Below are 21,320 nucleotides of genomic sequence, written 5' to 3'. Positions count from 1 at the left end.
CCTCCCCTTATTCTACCGAATCAATGATGTCAAGCAGTTCCTTTACACCCGGATACTGTGCGCAGTATTCGTTAATCATACCGCTTGTGGCCTGGCGGAACGCATCCTTGTCAACATCATTCACGAATTCCACTCCCATCTGGGTCGATGCTTCCTGGATGGCCTCATCAATGGCGGCATCCCATGCAATCTTGTGGCTTTCTGTGGATTCGTGGGCTGCTTCCAGGATGATTTGCTGGTCCTGCGGGCTGATGGTTTTCCATACCTTGGCGCTCATGACCATTACATCCGGAATCATGGCGTGCTGGTCCGTGGAGTATACCTTGCAGATTTCACCGTGCTTGCCGGTGGTAAGGGCCGTTTCATTGTTCTCTGTGCCGTCAATGATGCCGGTCTGGAGAGAAGTATATACATCGCCGTAGGACATGGCTACCGGGATACCGCCTAAGGCCTTCATCATATCGGTCTGGGATTTCATGTCCTGCACACGAATCTTCAGGCCCTTTAGGTCGGCAGGCGTGCGGATTGCCTTGTTCTTGGTGTAGAAGGAACGGGCGCCTGAGGTGTAGTAGGTCAGGGTTACGAATCCGTCGTCCGAGGAGGACAGGAAGAAATCCTGCATCTGACCGGAATCCATTACATGATAAAAGTCTTCCGTATCGTCAAAGATATAGGGAAGGCCAAAGGCATGGTAGGATTCATTATAGGTGGCAAGGCCAGGCGCGGATACCTTTGTCATGGAAATGACACCGGCCATCAGCTGTTCCATGTTCTCATTCTCAGAACCCAGCTGGCCGTTTGGAAGGATGCGCACCTGGATTCTTCCGTTTGTCCGTTCCTCCACCTTGTCTGCAAATTCTGTCATTGCAATATGTACCGTGTGGGTCTCGCTGAGGCCGTGAGCCAGAGTAAGCACCATCGGATTTTCCGCGGTGGCTTCCGTGCTGGTCTTAGCGCCGCTCTGGGCGCATCCGGTGAGCCCCAGTACAGCCAGACTCAAAGCCACTGCCATTGCTGCTGCAAATTTTTTCATTTTCCATATCCCCTTTCTATATAGCGGCTTCCCCTCTGTAAGCGGGAGGGGAAGCGTATGCTCTCTTTTTACATACCAATCAGGTCAAACTGCTCAAAGGATACAATCACCTGATAATCCTTCTTAGGATTAGGGTATTTAATCTGAACGGACTTAAGCCTCTGGCTGTAATACCATCCGCAGTCCGCCTCCTCGAATTTTCTCCTGTGGAGGAAATGAGGAATGGTCTGTCCGTCCGCCTTGACCCAGTAAGGCGCTTTCTCACGGTGTATCATATCCAGATACAGCGTCTTTACGGCTGTCTCATAATGGCCTTCCTGGCAAAAATCCAAAACAGTCCGTTCTCCGGCCGTCATGGTTATGGATGTTTTCAGATAGTCTCCGCGCTCATAATCCATGGAAATGCCGTCGTCCTCATAAAGGGCGAACCGGCCGTCCCTGTCGGCCGCGCACAGGATTCGTATGTGCTGCGCCTGTTGGGTTTTCAGGTTATCAAGCTTATCTTCCGCCATGGGAATGATGGCTCCGCTTCTCACGAACAGGGGGATGGACCCCAGGTCCACGGGAAGTTCGACGGTGCGGCCGCCCTCATAGGCTGTCCTTGTTTGAAAATCGTAGAAGGTCTCGCCCTCAGGCAGGTATACCTTTCTGGTGGAGGCGCCCTTTTCAACCACATTGGCCACCAGCAGGGAATCTCCAAACATGAAGTCCACGCCCTCCTCGTAGCATTTTACATCCTCCTGGAATGCACTGCACATGGGTTCCATGATGGGCAGTCCTGTCTCATGGGCCCGTTCCATCAGCGAGTAGAGGTAGGGACTTAACTGGTAGCGCAGCCCGATAGCCTCCCGGATATAATCCGTACAGTGGCCGTACATCCAGGGCTCAGTCACCGTGTTGTCGGTGTTGGTGGAGTGGATGGAGAAACGGGGCTGGAATATGCCGTTTTGAATCCAGCGGACCATAAGCTCTGCTTCCGGTGAGGGGCCGTAGAAGCCGCCGATGTCGCAGCCCTGGCTGGCCACGCCGGAAAGGCTCATGCCCAGGATGGTTGCAATGTTATATTTTAAGGAATCCCAGCAGGTCAGGTTATCCCCTGCCCAGGTCTGGGCATAGCGCTGTATGCCGCAGTGGCCGGAGCGGCACACAATGTAGGGACGGGTATTGGGGAAGGTTTCATGGATGGCTTCATCCGTAATATGGCACATGATGTTGGACATAACGGATTTCAGCTGGCCGATGGTGCCGCCCTTGCCCTCAAAATCACAGCGGCAGTCCTTGTCCACCAGGCTGTCATATTCGCAGTTGTCGTTCCACACAGAACTGGTGCCGTATTCCAGGACATTTTCCCTGAGCATTTCCTTCCAGTAAGTCCGGGTGGAAGGCTTGGTAAAGTCCGCGAACACGCCTTTTCCGCCCCACCAGGTTCCGATGCCCGGCTCATCGCTGTCGCTGGCCTTCACAAACATGCCCCTGGCCTTCATTTCGTCCAGCTTGGGATGGATGAGAAGGATGCCCGGTTTTACGTTGGGGGATACGGATACGCCCCTTTTATCCATCTGGGCAAAGAATTCCCTGGGGTCTTTAAACCGCTTTTTGTTCCAGGTAAAGACGCAGCGCTTGATACCCTTATCTGTCTCCACGGTGCAGTAGCCGGAGGAAAGCTGGAAACCGTCAACCGGTATCTTCTCTTCCTTTGTGGTGTCGATGAAATCCAGAATAGCGTCGTCGCAGTTCTCATCCAGTTCCGGATAATACATGGAGGAACCCAGGTATCCAAGGGCATACCGGGGAAGCATGGCGGATTTGCCTGTGAGGTCCGTATAGCGCTCCACGACCTGACGCACGGCAGGGCCTGCAATGAGGAAGAGGTCGATGTCGCCGCCGTCTGTGCGGTAACGGCTGTGGGGCTTCCAGTAGTTGCTCTTCTCACGGCCCATGTCAAAATCGCACTCGTAGGTATTGTGGTAGAAATACCCCACTGCCTTTTTTGTGCCGCGGTTTAATTTTATGTAGAAGGGGATATGCTTGTAAAGTGAGTCGGTTTCCCTGGGGTTGTATCCCATGGCGTCTTTGGGGCTCATGCCCATGAATTTCTGGGCTTTGTTGAAGTCGCCGCTCTTCTCTCCAAATCCATAGAAACAGTCCTCCGGTGAAATCTCGCTGGTGTGAATCCGGCGGTGGTTGCTGTCCTCCATATAGGCCAGGTCCACGATATCGGCGTGAAGCAGGGTTCCCTCTTTGTCATACACGCAGATGCGAAACGGGTCCTTCTCCACCACTACCTTCAGATTACGTCCCTCGATTACTGCCTCCCTGTCCCCGTCCGACAGGACTGCGTCTGCCGCTTCCACCCGCGTTCTGCGGCCTTTCAGGAAATCATCCATCCGGTCTTCCCATGCTGTCATCACAAGGCTGTAGGATTCCTCCGCGAAATCGCCGTCAAATCCGGCCCTGATACGCAGGATGGAATCTGTCAAAAAAAGAATGCGGATTTCCACACTGTCTGTCATTACTGAAAAGTAATTATCCTTTTTGGTGACCGTGTAAGCATTCGTACAAACCTTCATAACTTGTTGCCTCCTTGTTTTATTTCAACCGGTTTTATGTTATTATCATATAGAATTAAGGCCGCCTAAACTAGACAATATTTGCAGTGTTATGATGGAAATTAAACATATCTTGCTGTATTAATTTGGAAGCGCTATGATGTTTCCGTGTATTTTATGCATATAAAAATACGGGAATTGGATATAAATACCAAAAAGGAGGAAACAGATTGATAGACCAGGCTGGAATCATGATGGCCCAGGGAAGGAGCATTGCCAGCGAACGCATACAGGGGGTCAATGACAATATGTCAAAGTCCCATTATCATGATTATTTTGAATTATATTATCTGGAGGAAGGGGAACGGTACCACATTATCCAGGACCGTCTCTACTGCATCCATCCGGGAGAATTCCTCATATTTTCCCCCTACGTGATGCACCATTCCTACGGCCAGGAGAATGTGCCGTTTAAGCGGCTTCTGGTGTATTTTGCCAGGGAGGAAGTGGATTCTAAGCAGCTGTTAAAAGCGCTGGAACAGGGAACCGGGGTATATAAGCCGGATCATCGGGAAAAACAGGTGGTGCACCGCATGCTGGATGACCTGCTCAAGGAACAGGAAGATCCTCAGGCGTATCATGAGGACTATATCCATACCCTGTTAAACATGGCCTTACTGACCATTGCAAGAAAAATTCAGACACCGGTGAAGCCGGAACAGCGCAACCGTATAACAGATGTAATCAGCTATATCCATCAGAATTACCAGGAGGACATATCCATAGACCAACTGGCCCGGATGTCCTATGTAAGCCCCTGCTACCTGTGCAGGGAATTCAAGCGGTATACCAACAGCACCATCATCCAGTATGTGAACGTCACAAGGGTTATGAACGCCCAGAGGATGTTCATGGAAACGGATAAGAATATCACGGAAATCAGCCGGGATACAGGATTCTCCAACATCACGCATTTTAACAGGGTGTTTAAGTCGGTTATGGGTATGACGCCATCTAATTTCAGGAAAATGTATAAGACGGAGGCCGGGCATTGCAGAAGGACGTTTTGATGTGGTCCGGGCCGGCGGGGACCAAACCGCGGGAGTGCCAAAAGGGCTGCCCCATCCGGGACTCAATATGCAGTTTTGCATCCTGCCGGCCCTGTTTCTGGCGGAAATGGCCAAAGTGCTGCCGCGGCCGTTCCAGTGCGTATTTGACAGGTTAAGGCTTCACTGGGGATGGGACCGTCTTGGGCCGCCCGCGGGCAGGCTTTAAAGGATAGCTGTGGCGGAGAATCAGGTTGCCGTCACAGATGATGATTTCCATGCAGTGCTCCCCCTTTCTTATATGGGTTCTTATATCTGGTTCAAACATAACGTTTTTCTGCCATACTTTCAATGGGGTGGCTTCATTTTGCAGATTTTGGCCCGATTTTGCATTTGCCGTTATAGACGATTTAGACATGTGCAGACAGGAGATAAAAGAATATCTGCTGCGCTATATACGTGAGAATTGCGAGGGGGAGGAGCCGGAACCGGATTCACGGGGATAAACTGAAAATCTGGTACAGGTATGTGGTGCTGCTTATCACCTATCTGGAGAAGGAGTTAAAATATGCGTGCCGGAGCCTTATGGCTCAGAAAAGGCAGTATAAAACCATATCGGTCCATATGGAAGAAATGAATAAAGCGCGTACGGCCTGCGCCAGCATCTGGCCGTGGTCCAGTCCTGCATAGGGAGGGACGATAAGGCCGGGCTGTCTGAGTATATTAAGATATATAAGACAGAGCTGCCGCCTGATATCAGGGAAATCTACTGCCGCAGCCAGGCGGTCAATGCCCTGATCTGCTACTATGCTTCCCAGGTCCGAAGGCACAAAAACCGCTTTGAAGCCCAGGCAGCCTACCCGGAACAGTGCCCTGTCCCGGATACGGAGGTGACGGTCCTATTGGGCAACCTGCTGAAAAATGCAGCGGAGGCCCGCCTTTGTGAGAAGAATGTAAAATGCTCCATCCGGGAAATGGCGGACAGATATGGAGGAGAGACATTATTTGAACAAAAAGCCGGCATGTTCTATGCATCCGTATGGCTGCGGCTCCCGGAGGAGGTGGATTCCCGGCCTTAGTTTGGCGCCAGGGGAATGATGATGGCGGCCACAAAATATGCTATGATTCCGGGGCCGGAGCAGGCGAAGATAGCCCATATAAGGCGGACGATGGTGGGGTCAATGTTAAAGTATTCTCCTATGCCCCCGCATACGCCGCAGAGCATTTTATTTATGTTTGAACGGTATAATTTCTTATCCATACTTCTATCTCCTTTTCTGTAGAATCCTATAAGGTTTGATCAAAGTTCACAGCAATGTTTCCTACGCCGCATTCCAGTTCCATGGTGTAGGGAGCCTTGTTGTTGATGTGAGTTTCGTGGGAGAGCATGGTGTAGTGTTCAGCTCCCACGTTAATGCTGCCAACGCCGCACTCCACCTGGTAATTGTACCCGGCCTGGGAACCGGTCAGGTTCAGGGTCACATCGCCCACCCCTGTCTCGATTTCCACATCCCCGTTGACAGTGCCTGAAAATGTAATGGCGCCCACGCCTGTGTCAATCTCCAGTTTGGAGACAGTGACGCCAAGGACCGTGCACTCCGCGGCGCCCATATCCAGGGATAATTTGTCAAGCTCATATCCCGCAGGAATCAGAATCTCGATTCGCGGAGCCTCATTGCCCCGGCTGCGTCCTGATTCCCTCTTAACCTTCAGGGTGGATTCATCCATGTAGCATTGTGTGCGGTTATAGGTATCCTGTACATTGACCTGGATTTGGGAAATGCCCTCTTTTTCGGAAACGCGGATTACCCCTTTGTCTATATCCACATCCAGCTTTCTGGCCTGTGCGTATGAGGGATCGGACACCGTGCTTACCTGCGAAGAGCCGCTGGCGCGGTCTGTGTCATCCGGGTCATCCCGGCCGTTCCAATTATCCCGGTCATCCCGGCGCTCCCGGTTATCCTGCCAGTCATTGCCCCAGCGGACCAGCCATGGCATGTGGTTGTGCCATACCCTGGAGGCCAGGCGGGACGGCAGGCTGTTTGTATACCGCCCTCCCATGGCGGCTGAGACGGCAGTGATGCCCAAACCAAGAAGAAGGAGTACCAGTCCGGTGACAGCGCATATTTTTACGAATCTCTTCATTTTTATTACCTCCCTCGGTGAAGCAGGCGGCTAAGCCCATTGACGATACTTCGTATGACGAAAGGAACAAACCTTCCGTAAAACAGTACGGAAAGGGCCAGGCACAGGGCGCCGGCGCCCAGCAGGATTAATCCTGTGCCGGAGGCCATGAGTCCGTCCGGGGGATGGGAAAACATGTGGAACACACCATAGGGCAGCATGACGATTCCTCCCAGGAGCACTGCAAAGGTGGTGGCGCCCAGGGTCACCAGGATGGCTGCCAGAATGCCCAGGATACCCGCGGCCAGACCCAGCAGTCCGCCGCCAACGCTCAGGAACACGGGAAAGGCCACAATGATGAGGACAGCCCATAATATGAGTTTTATCACCCTGCTGGTCCTGGGCGGAGGTGTTCGGGAAGTGCCATTTCCCCCGGTATAAGTCTCCCCGGGTCCATGGTTAAAGCTCTGCTCCTGGTTAAAACCGTGTTCCCGGTCAAAGTCCTGTCCCCTGCCGTAGTTTCCCTGACCGCCGCTCTCCTGCTCTTCCGGCAGGTCCAGGCGCTTTGCCATGGCATAGCCGGGGTCCCGGAACCGTTCATCCTGATATCCCTGTTCTGTGAATTCACCGCCTTCCTCCAGATGTCCGGCTATGTCGGCCCGGATCATGGCGGCAATCCGCTCAGGGCTTCCCAATTCCTGTATGACCTCTGCTTCCTTATCAGGACCGGCCTCTTCAAAGTAATCTGTATAGTATTGGACCGCGTCGTCCTTGTCTTCATCCTGGATGTCCTGCAGAAGATATGCAAGCTCCTTCATAAACTCATCCCTGGTCATAGCTTCGCCTCCTTAAATATCTGGGATATCTTCTGTGAATAAGTTACCCATTCCCCCCGGTACAAATTCAGCTGTACCCTGCCTTTTTCCGTCAGCCTGTAATATCTGCGGTTCCTGCCGTCAATGGCCATATCATACACTTCCAGGCAGTCCTCCTTCTGGAGACGTCTCAGCACCGGATATAAGGTGGATTCTGAAATGTCGATGGCCTGCCGGACATCCTGGGTGATTTTATATCCATAAGTCCCTTCCGCGTCCTTAGAGACAACTGCCAGCACAATGGCGTCTAAAAGTGCGGAACCAGTGTTAAATATCATAAGCACCCCTCTGTTCTAGAAACAATATTATTAGCTGCATTATATTATACATTATATAATATGATAATACTATACAGCATATAGTATTATATGTCAACACAAGAAATTAAAAAGATTCTGTTATATTTTCTTAAGTCTCTTTAGAAACTATTTAGCAATCAGTCAAACTTATGACACAAATAGCCGGTATACTATAAGACATAAACAAGCAGTCAGAGCTTTTCATATAGATACCATACATAATAAGCCGGTGGGATTGGCAGAGGGCCTTTCTTGCCGGCTCAACCTAATTTATGGAGTTATCATTGAAAATAAGAATGGAATCAGCTGCATTGGAAGAGGATGCTTAATATCGGAATGGCAGCCTGTATCAGGTCCTCCTGACGGATGTGGCAGATTTCAGCCACTTTCTCAGGGGGATAATCCTCCATAATCTGTAAATACAGGTTCCGGAAAAACGGATACCGGAACCGTTTCTTCATGATTTACAGAATGGATTTATCAGGACAGGCCCTGTCCGCGTCCAACCGTAAAATATAATATGACCATAATAACCGCCGGAGCCAGGAACTTTAACAGAAAGGCCCATAGGCGTTTCCAGGCCATGCTGTGGCCGGAGGCTTCAATTTCTTTTGAGGCATTGTCCGTTCCCCATACCCATCCCACAAAGAGGCAGAAGAACAGGGCTCCCAGAGGAATCATCAGATTGTCGGTGAATTTTTCCATGACAGCGTTCATGGGAAGGTATTGGACGCCATTGGTAAAATCAAACCACGGAAGCTTTATGTCCATGGCTCCCTGGGACAGCGAATAGCCCGCGCTTAAGAATGACATGGGAATCATAAGAAACAGGGTGGCTTTCAGCCTGGAGAAACCGAATTCTTCCGTAAGCCATGCGATGCAGCTCTCAAGGATACTGATGGCGCTGGTCAGGGCTGCCACGAACAGCAGAAGGAAGAAGGCAGACCCGAAGAACACGCCGCCGGGCAGCCGGCTGAACACCTCAGGAAGAGCCATGAAGGCAAAACCGCCTCCCATACCCATGGCTTCGGGACCAGCGGTGATATAGACCACAGGCACGATGGCAAGTCCGGACAGGAGAGCCACAAGGCTGTCCAGAATGCAGATACAGCCGGCGCTTTTTGCCAGGTTCTCTGTCCTGGGCACATAGGAGCCATAGGTCACCATGATGCCCATTCCCACGCTGAGGGAGAAGAAGGCCTGGCCCAGGGCGGCCACCACGGTTCCTCCGTTGAATTTTGCGGGGTCCACGGCCAGCATATATTTAAGACCCTCGGCAGCCCCATCCAGAGTCATGGCATAGATGACGATCCCGGTTAACAGTACGAACAGGCCGGGCATTAAAAATTTACTGACCCGTTCAATCCCTTCCGACACGCCCCGCACAACCACGTAGATACACAGAAACAGGAAGGCAGCGCCCCATATAAGCGGTTCCCCGGGCCGTGATATGAAATCTGCAAAATAAGCGGAAAATCTGCTGCTGTCATTTCCAAAGGCGCTGAAATCCGCTCCGGTGAGATACACCGCAATGTATTTCATCACCCATCCTCCCACCACACTGTAGTAGGACATGATTACAAACAAAGTCAGGACGCCGATGCCGCCTGCAAAGCTCCAGCCCGGGTTCAGCCGGCGAAAGGCGCCAACTACATTTTTCTGGGTGCTGCGCCCGATGGAAAGCTCTGCCAGCATGACCGGGAATCCTACGAGCAGGACAATCAGGGCATAACAGATTAAAAACGCTCCGCCTCCTGCGGCGGCCACCTTTCCCGGAAATTTCCATATATTTCCCAATCCCACAGCACTTCCTGCGGCGGCCAGAATAAAACCTATGTTGCTGGCCCATTGACTTCTTTTATGTTCCATTTTCAAGACTCCTCCGTTATATCCATTAAAAATCCCGGCCGTATGCCGGGAAAATAACCTCGTTTATTCTATCACAATGCCCTGGCACCGTCCATTCCTTTTTACAAAATAATACAGGAAAAGCAGCTCTGAATAAGAATAGAATTTTTCTATCCGATTTCCTGAATGTTCGTTTTTTTCTATACAGGAAGACTCCTCATTGACTTAAGGACCGCTGCTCATTATAATTCAACAATGGTAATTACTGTCCTTAAGAGGAGGATATAGGATAGCGAGGCAAAATATTGTTATGAAAGAAAGGATACGACCACAGATGAGAAAGAAAATGATTACCCTGTTAATGGCATTGTCCATGGTGCCGGCACTGGCAGCCTGCGGGAGCAGCAATAACACAGGCAATAATACCAGCGAGTCCGCCACCGAAGCACAGACCGGGGAAACCACCGCAGCCCAGGAGACTGAAGCTCAGAGCCAGGAGGAAACCAAAGCGGAAACAAAAGCAGAAGCCCCGGCTCTCTCCGGCACCATGAAGGTGGTAGCTACCAGCGAGAATTATGTAACCCTGTTTGACAAATTCACTGAGGATACCGGCGTTAAGGCAGAGCTGCTCTCCATGTCCTCGGGAGAGGTGCTTTCCAAGCTCCGCGCGGAGGGCGGCACCCCTTCTGCCGATTTATGGTTTGGAGGCGGTATCGACGCATTCATGAGCGCAAAGGATGACGGACTGTTAGAGCAGGTTTCATTTGATGCTTCTGCGGACCTGGCGGAGGAGTTTAAGGACCCGGAAGGCTACTGGTATTCCAAGGGAATTACCATTGTAGGCTTTCTGATCAATGACGGCCTCATGGAGGAGCTCAATATAGAGGCTCCCGCCAACTGGGATGATTTGTTAAAGTCCGAATACGAAGGCGAAATCATCATGTCCAACCCGGCTGTATCTGGTACCAACTATGCCGTGGTCAATGCCCTGCTTCAGGCTAAGGGGGAAGATGAAGGCTGGTCCTATTTTGAAGGACTGAATAAGAACATAGCTTACTATGCAAAACGCGGCTCCGACCCTAAGAATAAGGTAACCGCAGATGAATATGCCATCGGCATCACATACATTGACGGTACCATCGAGTCTCTGTTAGACGAGTATGATGTGTCCATTGTTTACCCGGAGGACGGTATTCCGTGGGTACCCGAGGGAGTGGCGGCATTTAAGAACGCTGAGAACGGGGACGCGGCCAGGTACTTCATAGAGTGGCTGTTTAGCAATGACGATAATCTGCGGATGCTGGCAGAGATAGACCAGAAGAACAGCGTAAAGACCATCAAGCCATCCCTGGAAGGACTGGACCTGGGGTATGACACCGGCATGCTGATGAAGGAGGATCTGTCCCTGTTCGGTGAAAAGCGTACGGAAATCCTGGAGCATTTTGAGGCGCTGATGGGAGATAAGGCAGCAGATGAATAGGTTTGACAGCACCCATGGAAACATGAATGCAGATAAACACAGAAACATGCATGGAGACATGTATGGCAAAAGGGCATCGAAAGATGTCCTTTTTGGCATTGCGGGATATGGGGCGGATAAACTGCTGCTGGCAGTTCTGCTGGCCAGCCTTTTCCTGTTTGTGTTCTGGCCCATGCTCTGCATCCTGATTAGGAGCCTTTGGGACGGGAAATCCATAAGCTATGACTCCTATGCTTCTGTCTGGAACCAATACAGGGGAAATCTCTGTAACAGTGTGTTCGTGGGTATATGCGCATCCCTTCTCTGCACTGCCTTCTCCACGGCGGCGGCCCTGTTCCTGGCCACAAGACGGGGAGCCGTCAGACTGCTCTGCATGGCGCTTCTGCTGATTACCATGGTCTCACCGCCCTTTGTGTCATCCCTGGCTTATATCCAGCTCTATGGACGCCGGGGGTGGATTGCCTACCGGCTGCTGGGGCTGAGCTGGGACCCCTATAACTGCTGGGGTGTCATCCTGATGCAGAGCCTTTCCTTTGTACCCTTAAATGCCCTGTTCCTGGGGGGAATCCTGACCAGGCTGGATGGAGACAGCATCCGGGCAGCCAGGGACCTGGGAGCCAGCCCCAGGGCCATTTTGGGTGACATTGTACTGCCTCTGATACGGCCGGGGATCTGGGTGGCCCTGCTCCTTTCCTTTGTCCGTTCCCTGGCGGATTTTGGAACTCCGGTCATCATCGGAGGGCGGTTCAGCACAATTGCGTCAGAGATATATCTTCAGCTGGTGGGATACTCCAACCTGGAGAAGGCCTCCGCCATGAACATGGTTCTGATGCTTCCGTCCATAGCCGCGTTTTTCATTTACCGGAAACTGATGAAGCGTTCGGATATGCTGACAGAGGGAAGCAGAGGGAGACAGGAGCCGCTGGCCCTTTCACTGGGAAAATGCGGGGCGGCAGGGATTCTCTCAAACCTGGGAAGCATAATATTCTTTTTTATGATGGCTCTGCAGTACGGATGCATATTCATATCCGGCTTCCTCAAAAGCACCAGGGGAGTGTATTCCTTTACCACGCGTTATCTGGAGCAGATGGTCCGCTTTGACCTGGACACCATGGGGCGGAGCGTGGCATATGCGTTCATAGTATCCCTGGCCGGAACCCTTTTTGCAATGCTGTTCGCTTATTACATGGAGCGGAGACAGATTCCCGGCCGGAATTTCTTTGATTGTCTGGTCACGCTGCCCTATATGCTGCCGGGAACCTGCTTTGGAATCGGCTATATACTGGCCTTTAATTCTCCGCCCTTAAAGCTGACAGGAACGGCCCTGATTGTCATTTCCAACATGCTGTTCAAGCAGCTTCCCACGGCCACAAAGATTTGTTCCGCCACCCTGACACAGGTGCCCAGGGCACAGGAAAAAGCGGTGCGGGACCTGGGAGGCGGCCAGCTTTCGGTGCTTAAGACCGTAATACTGCCCGGTCTTAAGCCGGCTTTTCTCAGTTGTTTTGTATATAACTTTTCCAGCAGCATGACTACGGCGGGAGCAATCCTGTTTCTCATAGATCCGGGCCGTAAGCTGGCAGTGTTTAAACTTTTTGACGCGGTTTATACCGGGGACTACGCCCTGGCCTCCCTGATTGCCACCAGCATTATACTGGTGGTGCTGGCGGTGGAAGGCATGGCTTATTTAATAACATGGAAGGCAGGTAAGCGGCGTGTATCTTGAACTTGACCATTTAAAAAAACACTTTGACGGCAGGGAGGTGGTGCGGGATCTGTCCCTTACCCTGGAACAGGGCCAGCTTCTCTGCATCCTTGGCGCGTCAGGGTGTGGGAAGACTACGACCCTCAATATGATAGGAGGCTTTCTGGATCCGGACAGCGGCAGCGTGCGGCTGGACGGCGAGGACATTACCCATATCCCTCCGGAACAGCGTCCGGTTACAACTGTATTCCAGTCCTACGGCCTGTTTCCCCATATGACAGTGCTTCAGAATGTAATTTACGGTCTGAAATTCAGGGGAGTGAAGCGGGAGCAGGCCCGACAGAAAGGGATGCGTTATCTTGAAATGGTAGGCCTTGCAGATTATGCCCGGGCCTATATCCAGGAAATCAGCGGAGGCCAGCAGCAGAGAGTGGCCCTTGCCAGGGCGCTGATTGTAGAGCCCAAGCTGTGCCTGCTGGATGAGCCCTTCTGCAACCTGGACGCTGCCCTGCGCACCAAAATGCGCCATGAGCTGAAGCGGCTCCAGAAAGACCTGGGGCTGACCATGGTGTTCGTCACCCACGACCAGGAGGAGGCCATTATCCTGGCAGACCGCATCGCCATCATGGACCAGGGCGAGCTGGTCCAGAATGACGCGCCCCTGGAACTTTGCCGGAGGCCGGCCAGCCCGTTTGTAGCCGAATTCATGGACCTGGAGAGCCTCGTATGGACAGAGGACGGCAGGCTGCTCAAGATTATTAAGAGATAGGAGGAACCTAAATGCTGGTTGACATGCATCTTCACGAGTGTACTTATTCATCGGACAGCAAAATAAACCTGGAGGAAATCGTGACCATAGCGCGGGGCAGGGGACTGGACGCTGTCTGCATCACGGACCATGACAGCATGGGACTCAGGGGATATGCAACAGAGTATTCACACAGGACCGGTTTCCCAATTTTTGTGGGTATTGAGTTTTTTTCCCTTCAGGGGGATATCACGGCGTGGGGGATTGAAGATTATCCCGGCTGCCGGGTGGATGCCCAGGAATTTATAAACCATGTCAATAAGGCCGGCGGTTTCTGTGTCTCCTGCCATCCTTTCCGGAACAATAACCGCGGTCTGGAGGAAAACCTCCGCGTGGTCAAAGGGCTCCACGGGGTGGAGGTGCTCAACGGCAGTACGGCACTTGAAGCCAACCGCAGGGCTCTCTCGTACTGCCGGGAGTTAGGTCTTAAGACCATAGGGGCCAGCGATGCCCACACCACGGGCCAGATTGGGAAGTATGCCACCTGGCTGCCGGAGAAGGTGGACCGTCTGGAGGATTTCGTGGAACAGCTTAAGACAAGGCAGGTGCGTCCGGCTGTGTGGAACGGAAGCAGCTATGATGTGGTTGATTTGTTTTAACAGCGGAATTTTTTCTTTTTGCCGCTTTTTTGCTTTAAAGCTTTGACTAAATGGTGTTAATGGGGTAGTATAGTAAAGATGGCTTCACAGGCAGTCCTGTTTCATTTTCACGCAGGACGGCAGGCCGTCTAAATGAACGTCTTAAAAGGAGAAGTTATGAACAAGCAGAAAAAAACGGATTCATCACAGGCAGCCGTGCACCAAAACGGCGGCTTTGGAAGCAGCCTGGGATTTGTGCTGGCCTGTGTGGGTTCCGCAGTGGGTATGGGCAATATCTGGATGTTTCCGTACCGCGTGGGACAATACGGCGGCGGCGCGTTTCTGGTGCCCTATATTCTATTCATTGTATTATTCGGCCTGGTAGGGCTGTCGGCTGAGTTCGCCATTGGGCGCCGGGCCAGGACCGGAACCCTGGGAGCTTATGAATATTGCTGGGAGAAAATAGGAAAAGGCAGGCTGGGGTATTTCCTGGCCTGGATTCCTCTTTTGGGTTCCCTGGGTATTGCCATTGGATATGCCATCATCGTAGGATGGGTGATAAGAGCCCTGGCCGGTTCCGTAACAGGGGCCATCCTTACAGCGGACGCGGCGGCCTATTTCAGCCAGGCCACAGGCGAGTTCGGAAGTATTCCATGGCATGTCCTGGTGGTGGTGACAGCGGCCGGCATCCTTATGTTTGGGGCCACCAAGGGAATTGAGAAAATTAATAAGGTCCTGATGCCTTCTTTCTTTGTATTGTTCGCAATACTGGCCATCCGCGTGGCCTTCCTTCCGGGAGCGGAGGAAGGGTATAAATTCCTCTTTGCCCCGGGTTGGAGCGATTTATTAAAGGTGGATACCTGGGTCATGGCCATGGGACAGGCATTTTTCTCGCTGTCCATCACAGGATCGGGAATGATTGTGTACGGCACCTATCTGGCCAAGACAGAGGATATACCGAAGGCATCCATCCGCACCGCCTTTTTTGATACGGTGGCTGCCATGATGGCTGCCCTTGCCATCATGCCGGCTGTATTCGCATTTGGCATTGAGCCAAACGCAGGCCCGCCCCTTATGTTTATCACCCTGCCTGAGATTTTCCGGCAGATGCCCATGGGAAGGCTGTTCGCGGTGATTTTCTTCCTGTCCGTTGCTTTTGCTGGCATCACCAGCTTAATCAATATGTTTGAGGCGGTAAGCGAGTCATGGCAGAACCGGTTTAAGCTTCCCAGGAAAGCGGCAGTGGCCCTGTGCAGCGGCATTGCCCTGTTAGTGGGGATTTTCCTGGAGTCAGAGCCCAAGGTGGGATCATGGATGGATTTCATCACCATTATTGTGGTGCCCTTTGGCGCAGTGCTGGGGGCTGTATCCATCTATTATATCCTGGGATATAAGGAGATCCGGGAGGAACTGGAAGAAGGGCGTGAAAAGCCCCTGGGAGAGTTCTTCGGACCTTTGGCCAAGCATGTCTATGTGCCATTGGCCGTGATCGTGTTCATACTGGGAATCGTGTATGGCGGAATTGGATGATTGAATGGCCTGCACCCGCAGAAACCCGGCGGTATTATATATCGACAGAAAACATGATGGAAAAAGGCGGTGGCTAGGTGAGACAAAAGACGGAGACGCTCTCGGAGCGGGTGGCCGTGAAGATACGGCAGTATATTATTGAGAATGAGATGAAGGCGGGCGATAGGCTTCCAAATGAGCTGCAGATGGCGGAATACTGCGAGGTTGGCAGAGGGACTGTCCGGGACGCGATAAAGCTGCTGCGGTTTGAAGGGTTGGTGGAGGTGGTTCAAGGCAGCGGCACCTATCTTTTGAGGCAGAAGCAAAAGCCGATTGAGATCAGCGAGGGAGAGACGTCAAACCTTCTGGGAGCATTTTTGCCGGAAGAGCTGCCAAACAAAGCGCTGGAGTTTTCAGAAGTAAGGCTGATGCTGGAACCGGATATCGCTGCCCTGGCAGCTACCAACGCGACTTATGAGGACTGCCGGAAACTGATGGAGCTGGAGGCGGAGGTGCGCTGGCAGATCCAGATGCAGGAATCCCATTATGAGAAGGATATGGCGTTCCATCTTCAGATTGCCAGGTGTTCTAAGAATGAGATTGCCTGCAGGCTGATGGAGATTGTGGTTAAGGGAATCCCTTTGTTCTGTAAGGTCACAAATGATGAGCTGGCAAATCAGACTGTGAAATTCCATCACATGATTTCGGAATCTATTGAACGGGGAGATGCCAGTGGAGCCCGTTACAGTATGATCGATCACTTAAACAGTACCCGAAGAAAGATTATTGAGGAGATTGAACAGCAGAAGACGAGAAAAGTCATCGAATGATTTTTAAAAATATTGTACAATATACACAATAAATATCCGCATATATAGAAACAAAACTCAACGTATCGACAAAATATATCCGATGTGCTACACTGCATTCGTCGGATATATTTTTTTGTTTTTATCAAACAATTTAGAAAACGGAGGGAAATCAGTGTGTTGAAAAGAACGTATTTATTATCAGGAATTGCGGTACTGACAGCTCTTGGGCTTATGGCCTGCGGCTCATCCGGCAGCGGACAAACAGAGGCAAAGGGAAGCGTTTCGGGGAACAGCGGGCCGGAAGCTGCTGCCAATGAAGGAGCTCTGAATTTCACAATGGCATTGGTGGATAATTCCCAGTCAAATTATTACAAGGGAGCAGAAAAGATTGCCGAGCTGGTGAGTGAGGCCACGGAAGGAAACATCCAGCTTACCATCCAGGCGGGCGGTGTTCTGGGTGGAGAGGCAGATACCCTGGATATGGCGATCCAGGGTGATCTGGACATCGCTACCTGCGCTAATTCCGTTTTGAGCAACTATATTCCCGAGATGTCTATTTTAGACCAGGCCTTTCTCTGGGACAGCGCGGACCAGGCTAATTACGCGGTACAGAATGAGTTGGGAGATCTGATTTCTGCCGAGGCGGAAAAGCATGGACTTCACGTCATTGGCTATTTGGAGTCAGGATTTCGGGATGTGTTCTCCAAGAAACCGATTCAGACCCCGGCAGATTTCAAGGGCGTAAAGATTCGGGTGATGCAGAACGAGGGCCAGCTGGCGGCATTTACTGCTTTTGGGGCTAATCCGGTGGCCATCTCTGCCTCCGAGCAGTTCACAGCGCTGCAGCAGGGAACCATTGATGCCTGTGAGAATGCAGTATCTAACTGCTGGATTAATAAATATTATGAGGCAGGAGTGAATTCTATCACGAACACAAAGCACTGCTTCGTCTACATTCCGATCTGTATGAGCGACAACGCCTGGAACAAGATTCCTGAAGACATGAGAGAGCCCTTTGCCAATGCGGTGCAGGAGGGATGCAAGGCCCAGTGGACTTATCTGAACGAGGCTAATGCAGAGGCAGTGGAAAATTTAGAGGGTGCGGGTGTGACCTTCTATGATATTGATACCGAGGGGTTAAAGGCAAAGTATCAGGCGGCCCAGGAAAAGGCCGGTGCTTCCTACGACGAGAAATGGATAGCAGCTGTCGACGCAGCCAAGAGGGCGGTGCAGTAGGAAAAGAGGAGAGGATTCGTATGAAATTTATGAAAAAACTTCTGTCATGCGTTACATCGGCAGAATATGCAGTCATGGCCGCTGCTTTTATTGCCATGGTCGCTTCCTATTTCATTTCTGTGCTGAATCGGAATTTTATCCAGGCTTCCATGCCCTGGACAGAGGAGATAGCCGTATACAGTATGACCTATATGGCGTTGCTGGGAACAGAGGTGGGTCTAAGAGATGGCACCCAGGTGGCGGTGACTGCCGTGGTGGACAAGCTGCACGGTGTGGTCCGCAAGATTGTTGATCTTATCCGGCAGGTGATTCTGGTGGGATTTGCTTTTATCATGATTAAAGCGGGAGGGGCCCTGGTCTTAAAGCAGCTTCAAGCCGGCCAAACCACGCCTGTGATGAAGCTTCCCATGTCTCTGATGTATTTCTCGCTGGTACTGGCCTTTGGACTCATCTTCGTCATTCAGACCATTACACTGGTACAGCAGATTGCAGAATTCGGAAAGAAAGAGGGAAACAGGACATGAATGCAGGATTGATTTTATTTTTGATTTTTATTCTTTGCCTGGTGATCGGGGTACCGGTGTCCATCTCCTTGAGTGTGGCTTCTCTGACGGCCGTGGTGTTCGGGGGCCTTCCGGCCTCCTCCACGGCTATCGCCCAAAGGATCTTTGGCGGGCTGCAGTCCAGCTCTATCATGGCCATCGCATTTTTCGTGTTGGCTGGCAATCTGATGACGAAGGGTGGAATTTCCAGGCGGATTGTAGATTTTGCGGACTGCCTGGTGGGCAACGTGAGAGGCGGTATGAGCCTGGCGCTGGTACTGGCCTGTGCTTTCTTTGCTGCCCTGTCTGGATCGGCCCCGGCAACAGTCATTGCCATCGGAACCATGCTCTACGGGGATATGATCAAAAAGGGCTATCCAGGGCCGCGAACCGCAGGACTTCTGGTGGTGTCCGGTGGGCTTGGGCCCATCATCCCGCCATCTATTATCATGGTGATTTATTGTACGCTGACCGGTGCCTCTGTTGGAAATATGTTCAAGCAGGGTATGATGATTGGTATCGTGATTATGTTGGTGCTGATGGTGGAGGTGCTGTGGTTTGCCCATAAGGAAAAGTGGCCGAAACAGAATGTGAAGCGCACGCCCGCCGAGGTGGTGAAGGTTTTTCTGGACGCCATTCCGGCATTGCTTACACCCATCATTATTCTGGGAGGAATCTATTCCGGTATGTTGACCGCCACGGAGAGCGCTGCGGTGGCTGTTGTATGGGCAGCTATAGCCGGAGCTTTCATCTATCGTGAGCTGAATCTGCCGGATACGATCCAAATCATCAAGGACTCCGCCAAGAGTTCTGCTATGATACTGTTCATCATCGCCGCGTCCACAGCCTTTTCATGGGTGTTCACAATCTCAGGCGCGTCCAAGGCTCTGGTGGATACGGTGATTGGCATGAATCTAAATGCAGCAATGTTCTGCCTGGTGGTAGCAGTGATTCTCCTGATTTTCGGAACCTTTATGGAGGGGACAGCCATAGCTGTTTTGTTGGTTCCGGTGCTGTGGCCTATTGCCCAGAGCATGGGCATTAATGTAGTACATTTTGGAATAATTGTGTGCGTTTCCAATGTAGTGGGAACAATGACGCCTCCGGTAGCGGTGAACATCTACTCGGCGGCCACAGTGTCAAGGCTGAAGATGGGAGAGATCGCCAAGGCGGAGATTCCGTTTTTGGTTGGCTATGTGGGAGTATTTTTTCTGTGTGTATTCTCAGAATGGTTTTGTACGTTTCTCACCTAAGGAGGTTTGATTATGGTACAGGGAATTGTGACAAGGGAGCGGATGGAGAAAAGGAAAATCGTTTCCCCGGAGGAATATGGATTTCATAAAGTGATCGTACCTGGCAGGGAGGACTGTCAAGAGGCGGCAATGTACCGGCTGAACCTGGCGGCAAGCCAGCGCTATGAACTGAAGCCTGGCGGCGAGGAGATGAACGGTGTATGCATTAAGGGAGAGGCTGGGCTGGATCTGGCTGGCCGTCATTATCACTGCGGCCGGTTTGACTCCTTCTACACGGCGGGAGGAAACAGTGTGGCCATCGAGGCAGAGAGAGGTTTTTATGACGCTCAACCAGGAGATTCAGGCTTCCCGCCTGATTGCCGGGCTGACCTGGGGAGGCAACGGTGCCTGGACCAGTTGGCCTCCCCGGGGACACGGAATGCTTATTTTTGGGTACTGGCAGCCCACACACATGAGAGCCGTGGTTACGATCTGGCGGTATTGGATCCCAGGCGGGAACAGATGAACTGAAACAAGAAAGGTGAAAAAGACCATGAATCAATATCATTCCATTTATCTCCCCCGGTTTACGATGGGTGAGGATGCCTTTGGGACTTTCCCGGAGCGTATAGGCAGGGGGAGGAGGGCGGCCGTTATATGCGGTAAACAGGCATGGGAGGCTTCAAAAGATTATGTGCTCCCGTCCCTGGAGCGGGCAGAGATTATTTTAACCGGGGCAGTGGTTTACGGAAAGGACGCAACTTGGGAAAACGTGAAGCGGCTGGAGAGGGAACCGGCGGTTCAGGAGGCGGATGTAATTCTGGCCGTGGGAGGAGGCAAGTGTATTGACACGGTAAAAGTGGTGGGTGATAGGCTGAGTAAGCCGGTCTACACAATCCCCTCCATTGCTTCCAACTGTGCGCCCATCACGCAGATCAGCATCCTTTACCATGAGGACGGATCCTTCCGGGAGATTCTCAAGCTGAAAAATGTTCCTGTACACTGCTTTATCAACCCCAAGCTGACCCTGGCGGCGCCGGTGCGTTACCTCTGGGCAGGCCTCGGAGACGCTATGGCAAAGCACGTGGAGTCCGCCTGGTCTGCCAAGGCCGGGGAATCCCTGGATTATGGCAGTGCTCTGGGAATTACAGCAGGCAGTATGTGCTTTTATCCTATGCTGGAGAAGGCGGAGAAGGCCATGGAGGATGCCGCAAAAGGAGTGATCAGCCGGGAGCTGGAGGAGACGATTTTAAATATCATTATATCCCCAGGTATTGTTTCTGTGTCTGCCCATCCGGATTACAACGGCGGTATCGCCCACGCCCTTTTTTATGGCATGACCAGCCGCAAGTGTATCGAGGAGCGGCATCTCCATGGAGAGGTGGTCGCTTATGGGATGCTGGTCAACCTCATGGTAGACCATGACTGGGAAAAGCTTAGCAGGGCCTGGCGGCTTAGCAAAGCTATTAAGCTGCCTATCTGCTTGGGAGATCTGGAGCTGGATCCCACCGATCCGCTGGAGGATGTGTTGAAGATGACGCTGGAGAATCAGGAGTTAAAGCATACGCCGTATCCGGTAACAAAGGAGATGATCCGGGAGGCCATCACGGCGTTAGAGACTTATCAGGCATAAGGAGAAAGCAC

Annotated in this window: 23 protein-coding genes; 15 read left to right on the top strand and 8 right to left on the bottom strand. The window is 51.8% G+C overall.

The annotated features are described in order from the left end of the window. Nucleotides 1-7: 7 nt before the first annotated feature. Both LA360_RS17860 and LA360_RS17855 read right to left on the bottom strand, forming a co-directional pair. Entirely contained in the window at nt 8-1,033 is a 1,026-nt protein-coding gene (locus tag LA360_RS17860; protein ID WP_022202290.1) for a TRAP transporter substrate-binding protein, read from the bottom strand. A gap of 68 nt (nt 1,034-1,101) precedes the next feature. Beyond that, nucleotides 1,102-3,603 (bottom strand): glycoside hydrolase family 31 protein, encoded by a 2,502-nt coding sequence (locus LA360_RS17855; RefSeq protein WP_089775781.1) that lies wholly within the window; start codon nt 3,601-3,603, stop codon nt 1,102-1,104. A 209-nt stretch (nt 3,604-3,812) separates the two neighbouring features. Here LA360_RS17855 and LA360_RS17850 point away from each other — a divergent pair, with 209 nt between their 5' ends. From LA360_RS17850 to LA360_RS17835, 4 genes are all read left to right on the top strand, one after another. Continuing rightward, a complete protein-coding gene (locus LA360_RS17850) occupies nt 3,813-4,652 on the top strand; it encodes an AraC family transcriptional regulator (protein WP_089775783.1) in 840 nt (279 codons plus the stop codon). Between the two features lie 34 nt (nt 4,653-4,686). After that, entirely contained in the window at nt 4,687-4,857 is a 171-nt protein-coding gene (locus tag LA360_RS17845) for a hypothetical protein (RefSeq protein ID WP_225537603.1), read from the top strand. A gap of 230 nt (nt 4,858-5,087) precedes the next feature. After that, a complete protein-coding gene (locus tag LA360_RS17840; protein WP_057571235.1) occupies nt 5,088-5,318 on the top strand; it encodes a hypothetical protein in 231 nt (76 codons plus the stop codon). Next, the gene (locus tag LA360_RS17835; protein WP_089775788.1) at nt 5,300-5,707 is read left to right on the top strand and encodes an ATP-binding protein; all 408 of its coding nucleotides are present in this window, start codon (nt 5,300-5,302) and stop codon (nt 5,705-5,707) included. Before LA360_RS17840 ends, LA360_RS17835 begins: the two co-directional genes overlap by 19 nt. On the opposite strand, the gene LA360_RS17830 is transcribed toward LA360_RS17835, so the two are convergent. The 6 genes from LA360_RS17830 to LA360_RS17805 form a co-directional block, all read right to left on the bottom strand. After that, nucleotides 5,704-5,889: a PspC domain-containing protein gene (locus LA360_RS17830; RefSeq protein ID WP_002586670.1), complete on the bottom strand. Its 186-nt coding sequence runs from the start codon at nt 5,887-5,889 to the stop codon at nt 5,704-5,706. The genes LA360_RS17835 and LA360_RS17830 overlap by 4 nt on opposite strands. A gap of 26 nt (nt 5,890-5,915) precedes the next feature. Beyond that, nucleotides 5,916-6,773, bottom strand: coding sequence for a DUF4097 family beta strand repeat-containing protein (locus LA360_RS17825; RefSeq protein ID WP_089775790.1), 858 nt, complete (start codon nt 6,771-6,773; stop codon nt 5,916-5,918). Nucleotides 6,774-6,778: 5 nt separating this feature from the next. Next, nucleotides 6,779-7,588 (bottom strand): DUF1700 domain-containing protein, encoded by an 810-nt coding sequence (locus tag LA360_RS17820; RefSeq protein WP_022202296.1) that lies wholly within the window; start codon nt 7,586-7,588, stop codon nt 6,779-6,781. Then, nucleotides 7,585-7,905: a PadR family transcriptional regulator gene (locus LA360_RS17815; RefSeq protein ID WP_002569085.1), complete on the bottom strand. Its 321-nt coding sequence runs from the start codon at nt 7,903-7,905 to the stop codon at nt 7,585-7,587. The genes LA360_RS17820 and LA360_RS17815 overlap by 4 nt, the downstream gene beginning before the upstream one ends. 323 nt (nt 7,906-8,228) lie before the next feature. Next, nucleotides 8,229-8,387 (bottom strand): hypothetical protein, encoded by a 159-nt coding sequence (locus LA360_RS17810; RefSeq protein ID WP_160116304.1) that lies wholly within the window; start codon nt 8,385-8,387, stop codon nt 8,229-8,231. A 19-nt stretch (nt 8,388-8,406) separates the two neighbouring features. Next, nucleotides 8,407-9,795 carry a sodium-dependent transporter gene (locus LA360_RS17805; protein ID WP_112481448.1) on the bottom strand — a complete coding sequence of 463 codons (1,389 nt, stop codon included), beginning with the start codon at nt 9,793-9,795 and terminating at the stop codon, nt 8,407-8,409. Nucleotides 9,796-10,108: 313 nt separating this feature from the next. On the opposite strand from LA360_RS17805, the gene LA360_RS17800 reads away from it, so the two are divergent. The 11 genes from LA360_RS17800 (at nt 10,109) to LA360_RS17750 (ending at nt 21,309) form a co-directional block, all read left to right on the top strand. Then, the gene (locus tag LA360_RS17800) at nt 10,109-11,254 is read left to right on the top strand and encodes an ABC transporter substrate-binding protein (RefSeq protein WP_112481447.1); all 1,146 of its coding nucleotides are present in this window, start codon (nt 10,109-10,111) and stop codon (nt 11,252-11,254) included. After that, nucleotides 11,247-12,980 carry an ABC transporter permease gene (locus LA360_RS17795; protein WP_057571236.1) on the top strand — a complete coding sequence of 578 codons (1,734 nt, stop codon included), beginning with the start codon at nt 11,247-11,249 and terminating at the stop codon, nt 12,978-12,980. The genes LA360_RS17800 and LA360_RS17795 overlap by 8 nt, the downstream gene beginning before the upstream one ends. Beyond that, nucleotides 12,970-13,728: an ABC transporter ATP-binding protein gene (locus LA360_RS17790; RefSeq protein WP_089775794.1), complete on the top strand. Its 759-nt coding sequence runs from the start codon at nt 12,970-12,972 to the stop codon at nt 13,726-13,728. Before LA360_RS17795 ends, LA360_RS17790 begins: the two co-directional genes overlap by 11 nt. Nucleotides 13,729-13,739: 11 nt before the next feature. Next, nucleotides 13,740-14,366, top strand: a complete 627-nt coding sequence (locus LA360_RS17785) for a PHP domain-containing protein (RefSeq protein ID WP_022202301.1) — start codon at nt 13,740-13,742, stop codon at nt 14,364-14,366. A 156-nt stretch (nt 14,367-14,522) separates the two neighbouring features. Further along, on the top strand, nt 14,523-15,875 hold the full coding sequence (locus LA360_RS17780; RefSeq protein WP_022202302.1) for a sodium-dependent transporter: 1,353 nt from the start codon (nt 14,523-14,525) through the stop codon (nt 15,873-15,875). 77 nt (nt 15,876-15,952) lie between these two features. Beyond that, on the top strand, nt 15,953-16,684 hold the full coding sequence (locus LA360_RS17775) for a FadR/GntR family transcriptional regulator (protein ID WP_022202303.1): 732 nt from the start codon (nt 15,953-15,955) through the stop codon (nt 16,682-16,684). Nucleotides 16,685-16,840: 156 nt separating this feature from the next. Next, nucleotides 16,841-17,902 (top strand): TRAP transporter substrate-binding protein, encoded by a 1,062-nt coding sequence (locus LA360_RS17770; RefSeq protein ID WP_022202304.1) that lies wholly within the window; start codon nt 16,841-16,843, stop codon nt 17,900-17,902. 20 nt (nt 17,903-17,922) lie between these two features. Then, nucleotides 17,923-18,426: a TRAP transporter small permease gene (locus LA360_RS17765; protein ID WP_022202305.1), complete on the top strand. Its 504-nt coding sequence runs from the start codon at nt 17,923-17,925 to the stop codon at nt 18,424-18,426. Continuing rightward, complete coding sequence (locus LA360_RS17760) at nt 18,423-19,697, top strand: TRAP transporter large permease (protein WP_022202306.1); 1,275 nt, start codon at nt 18,423-18,425, stop codon at nt 19,695-19,697. The genes LA360_RS17765 and LA360_RS17760 overlap by 4 nt, the downstream gene beginning before the upstream one ends. A gap of 12 nt (nt 19,698-19,709) precedes the next feature. Next, nucleotides 19,710-20,207, top strand: coding sequence for a hypothetical protein (locus LA360_RS17755; protein ID WP_225537602.1), 498 nt, complete (start codon nt 19,710-19,712; stop codon nt 20,205-20,207). Nucleotides 20,208-20,229: 22 nt separating this feature from the next. Continuing rightward, on the top strand, nt 20,230-21,309 hold the full coding sequence (locus LA360_RS17750) for an iron-containing alcohol dehydrogenase family protein (RefSeq protein ID WP_022202308.1): 1,080 nt from the start codon (nt 20,230-20,232) through the stop codon (nt 21,307-21,309). Nucleotides 21,310-21,320: the final 11 nt, after the last annotated feature.

It is taken from the genome of Enterocloster clostridioformis (assembly GCF_020297485.1).
Taxonomy (GTDB): Bacteria; Bacillota; Clostridia; order Lachnospirales; family Lachnospiraceae; genus Enterocloster; species Enterocloster clostridioformis.
Note: the sequence above shows the minus strand (reverse complement) of the source record. Positions and strands in the feature narration are given on the sequence as shown.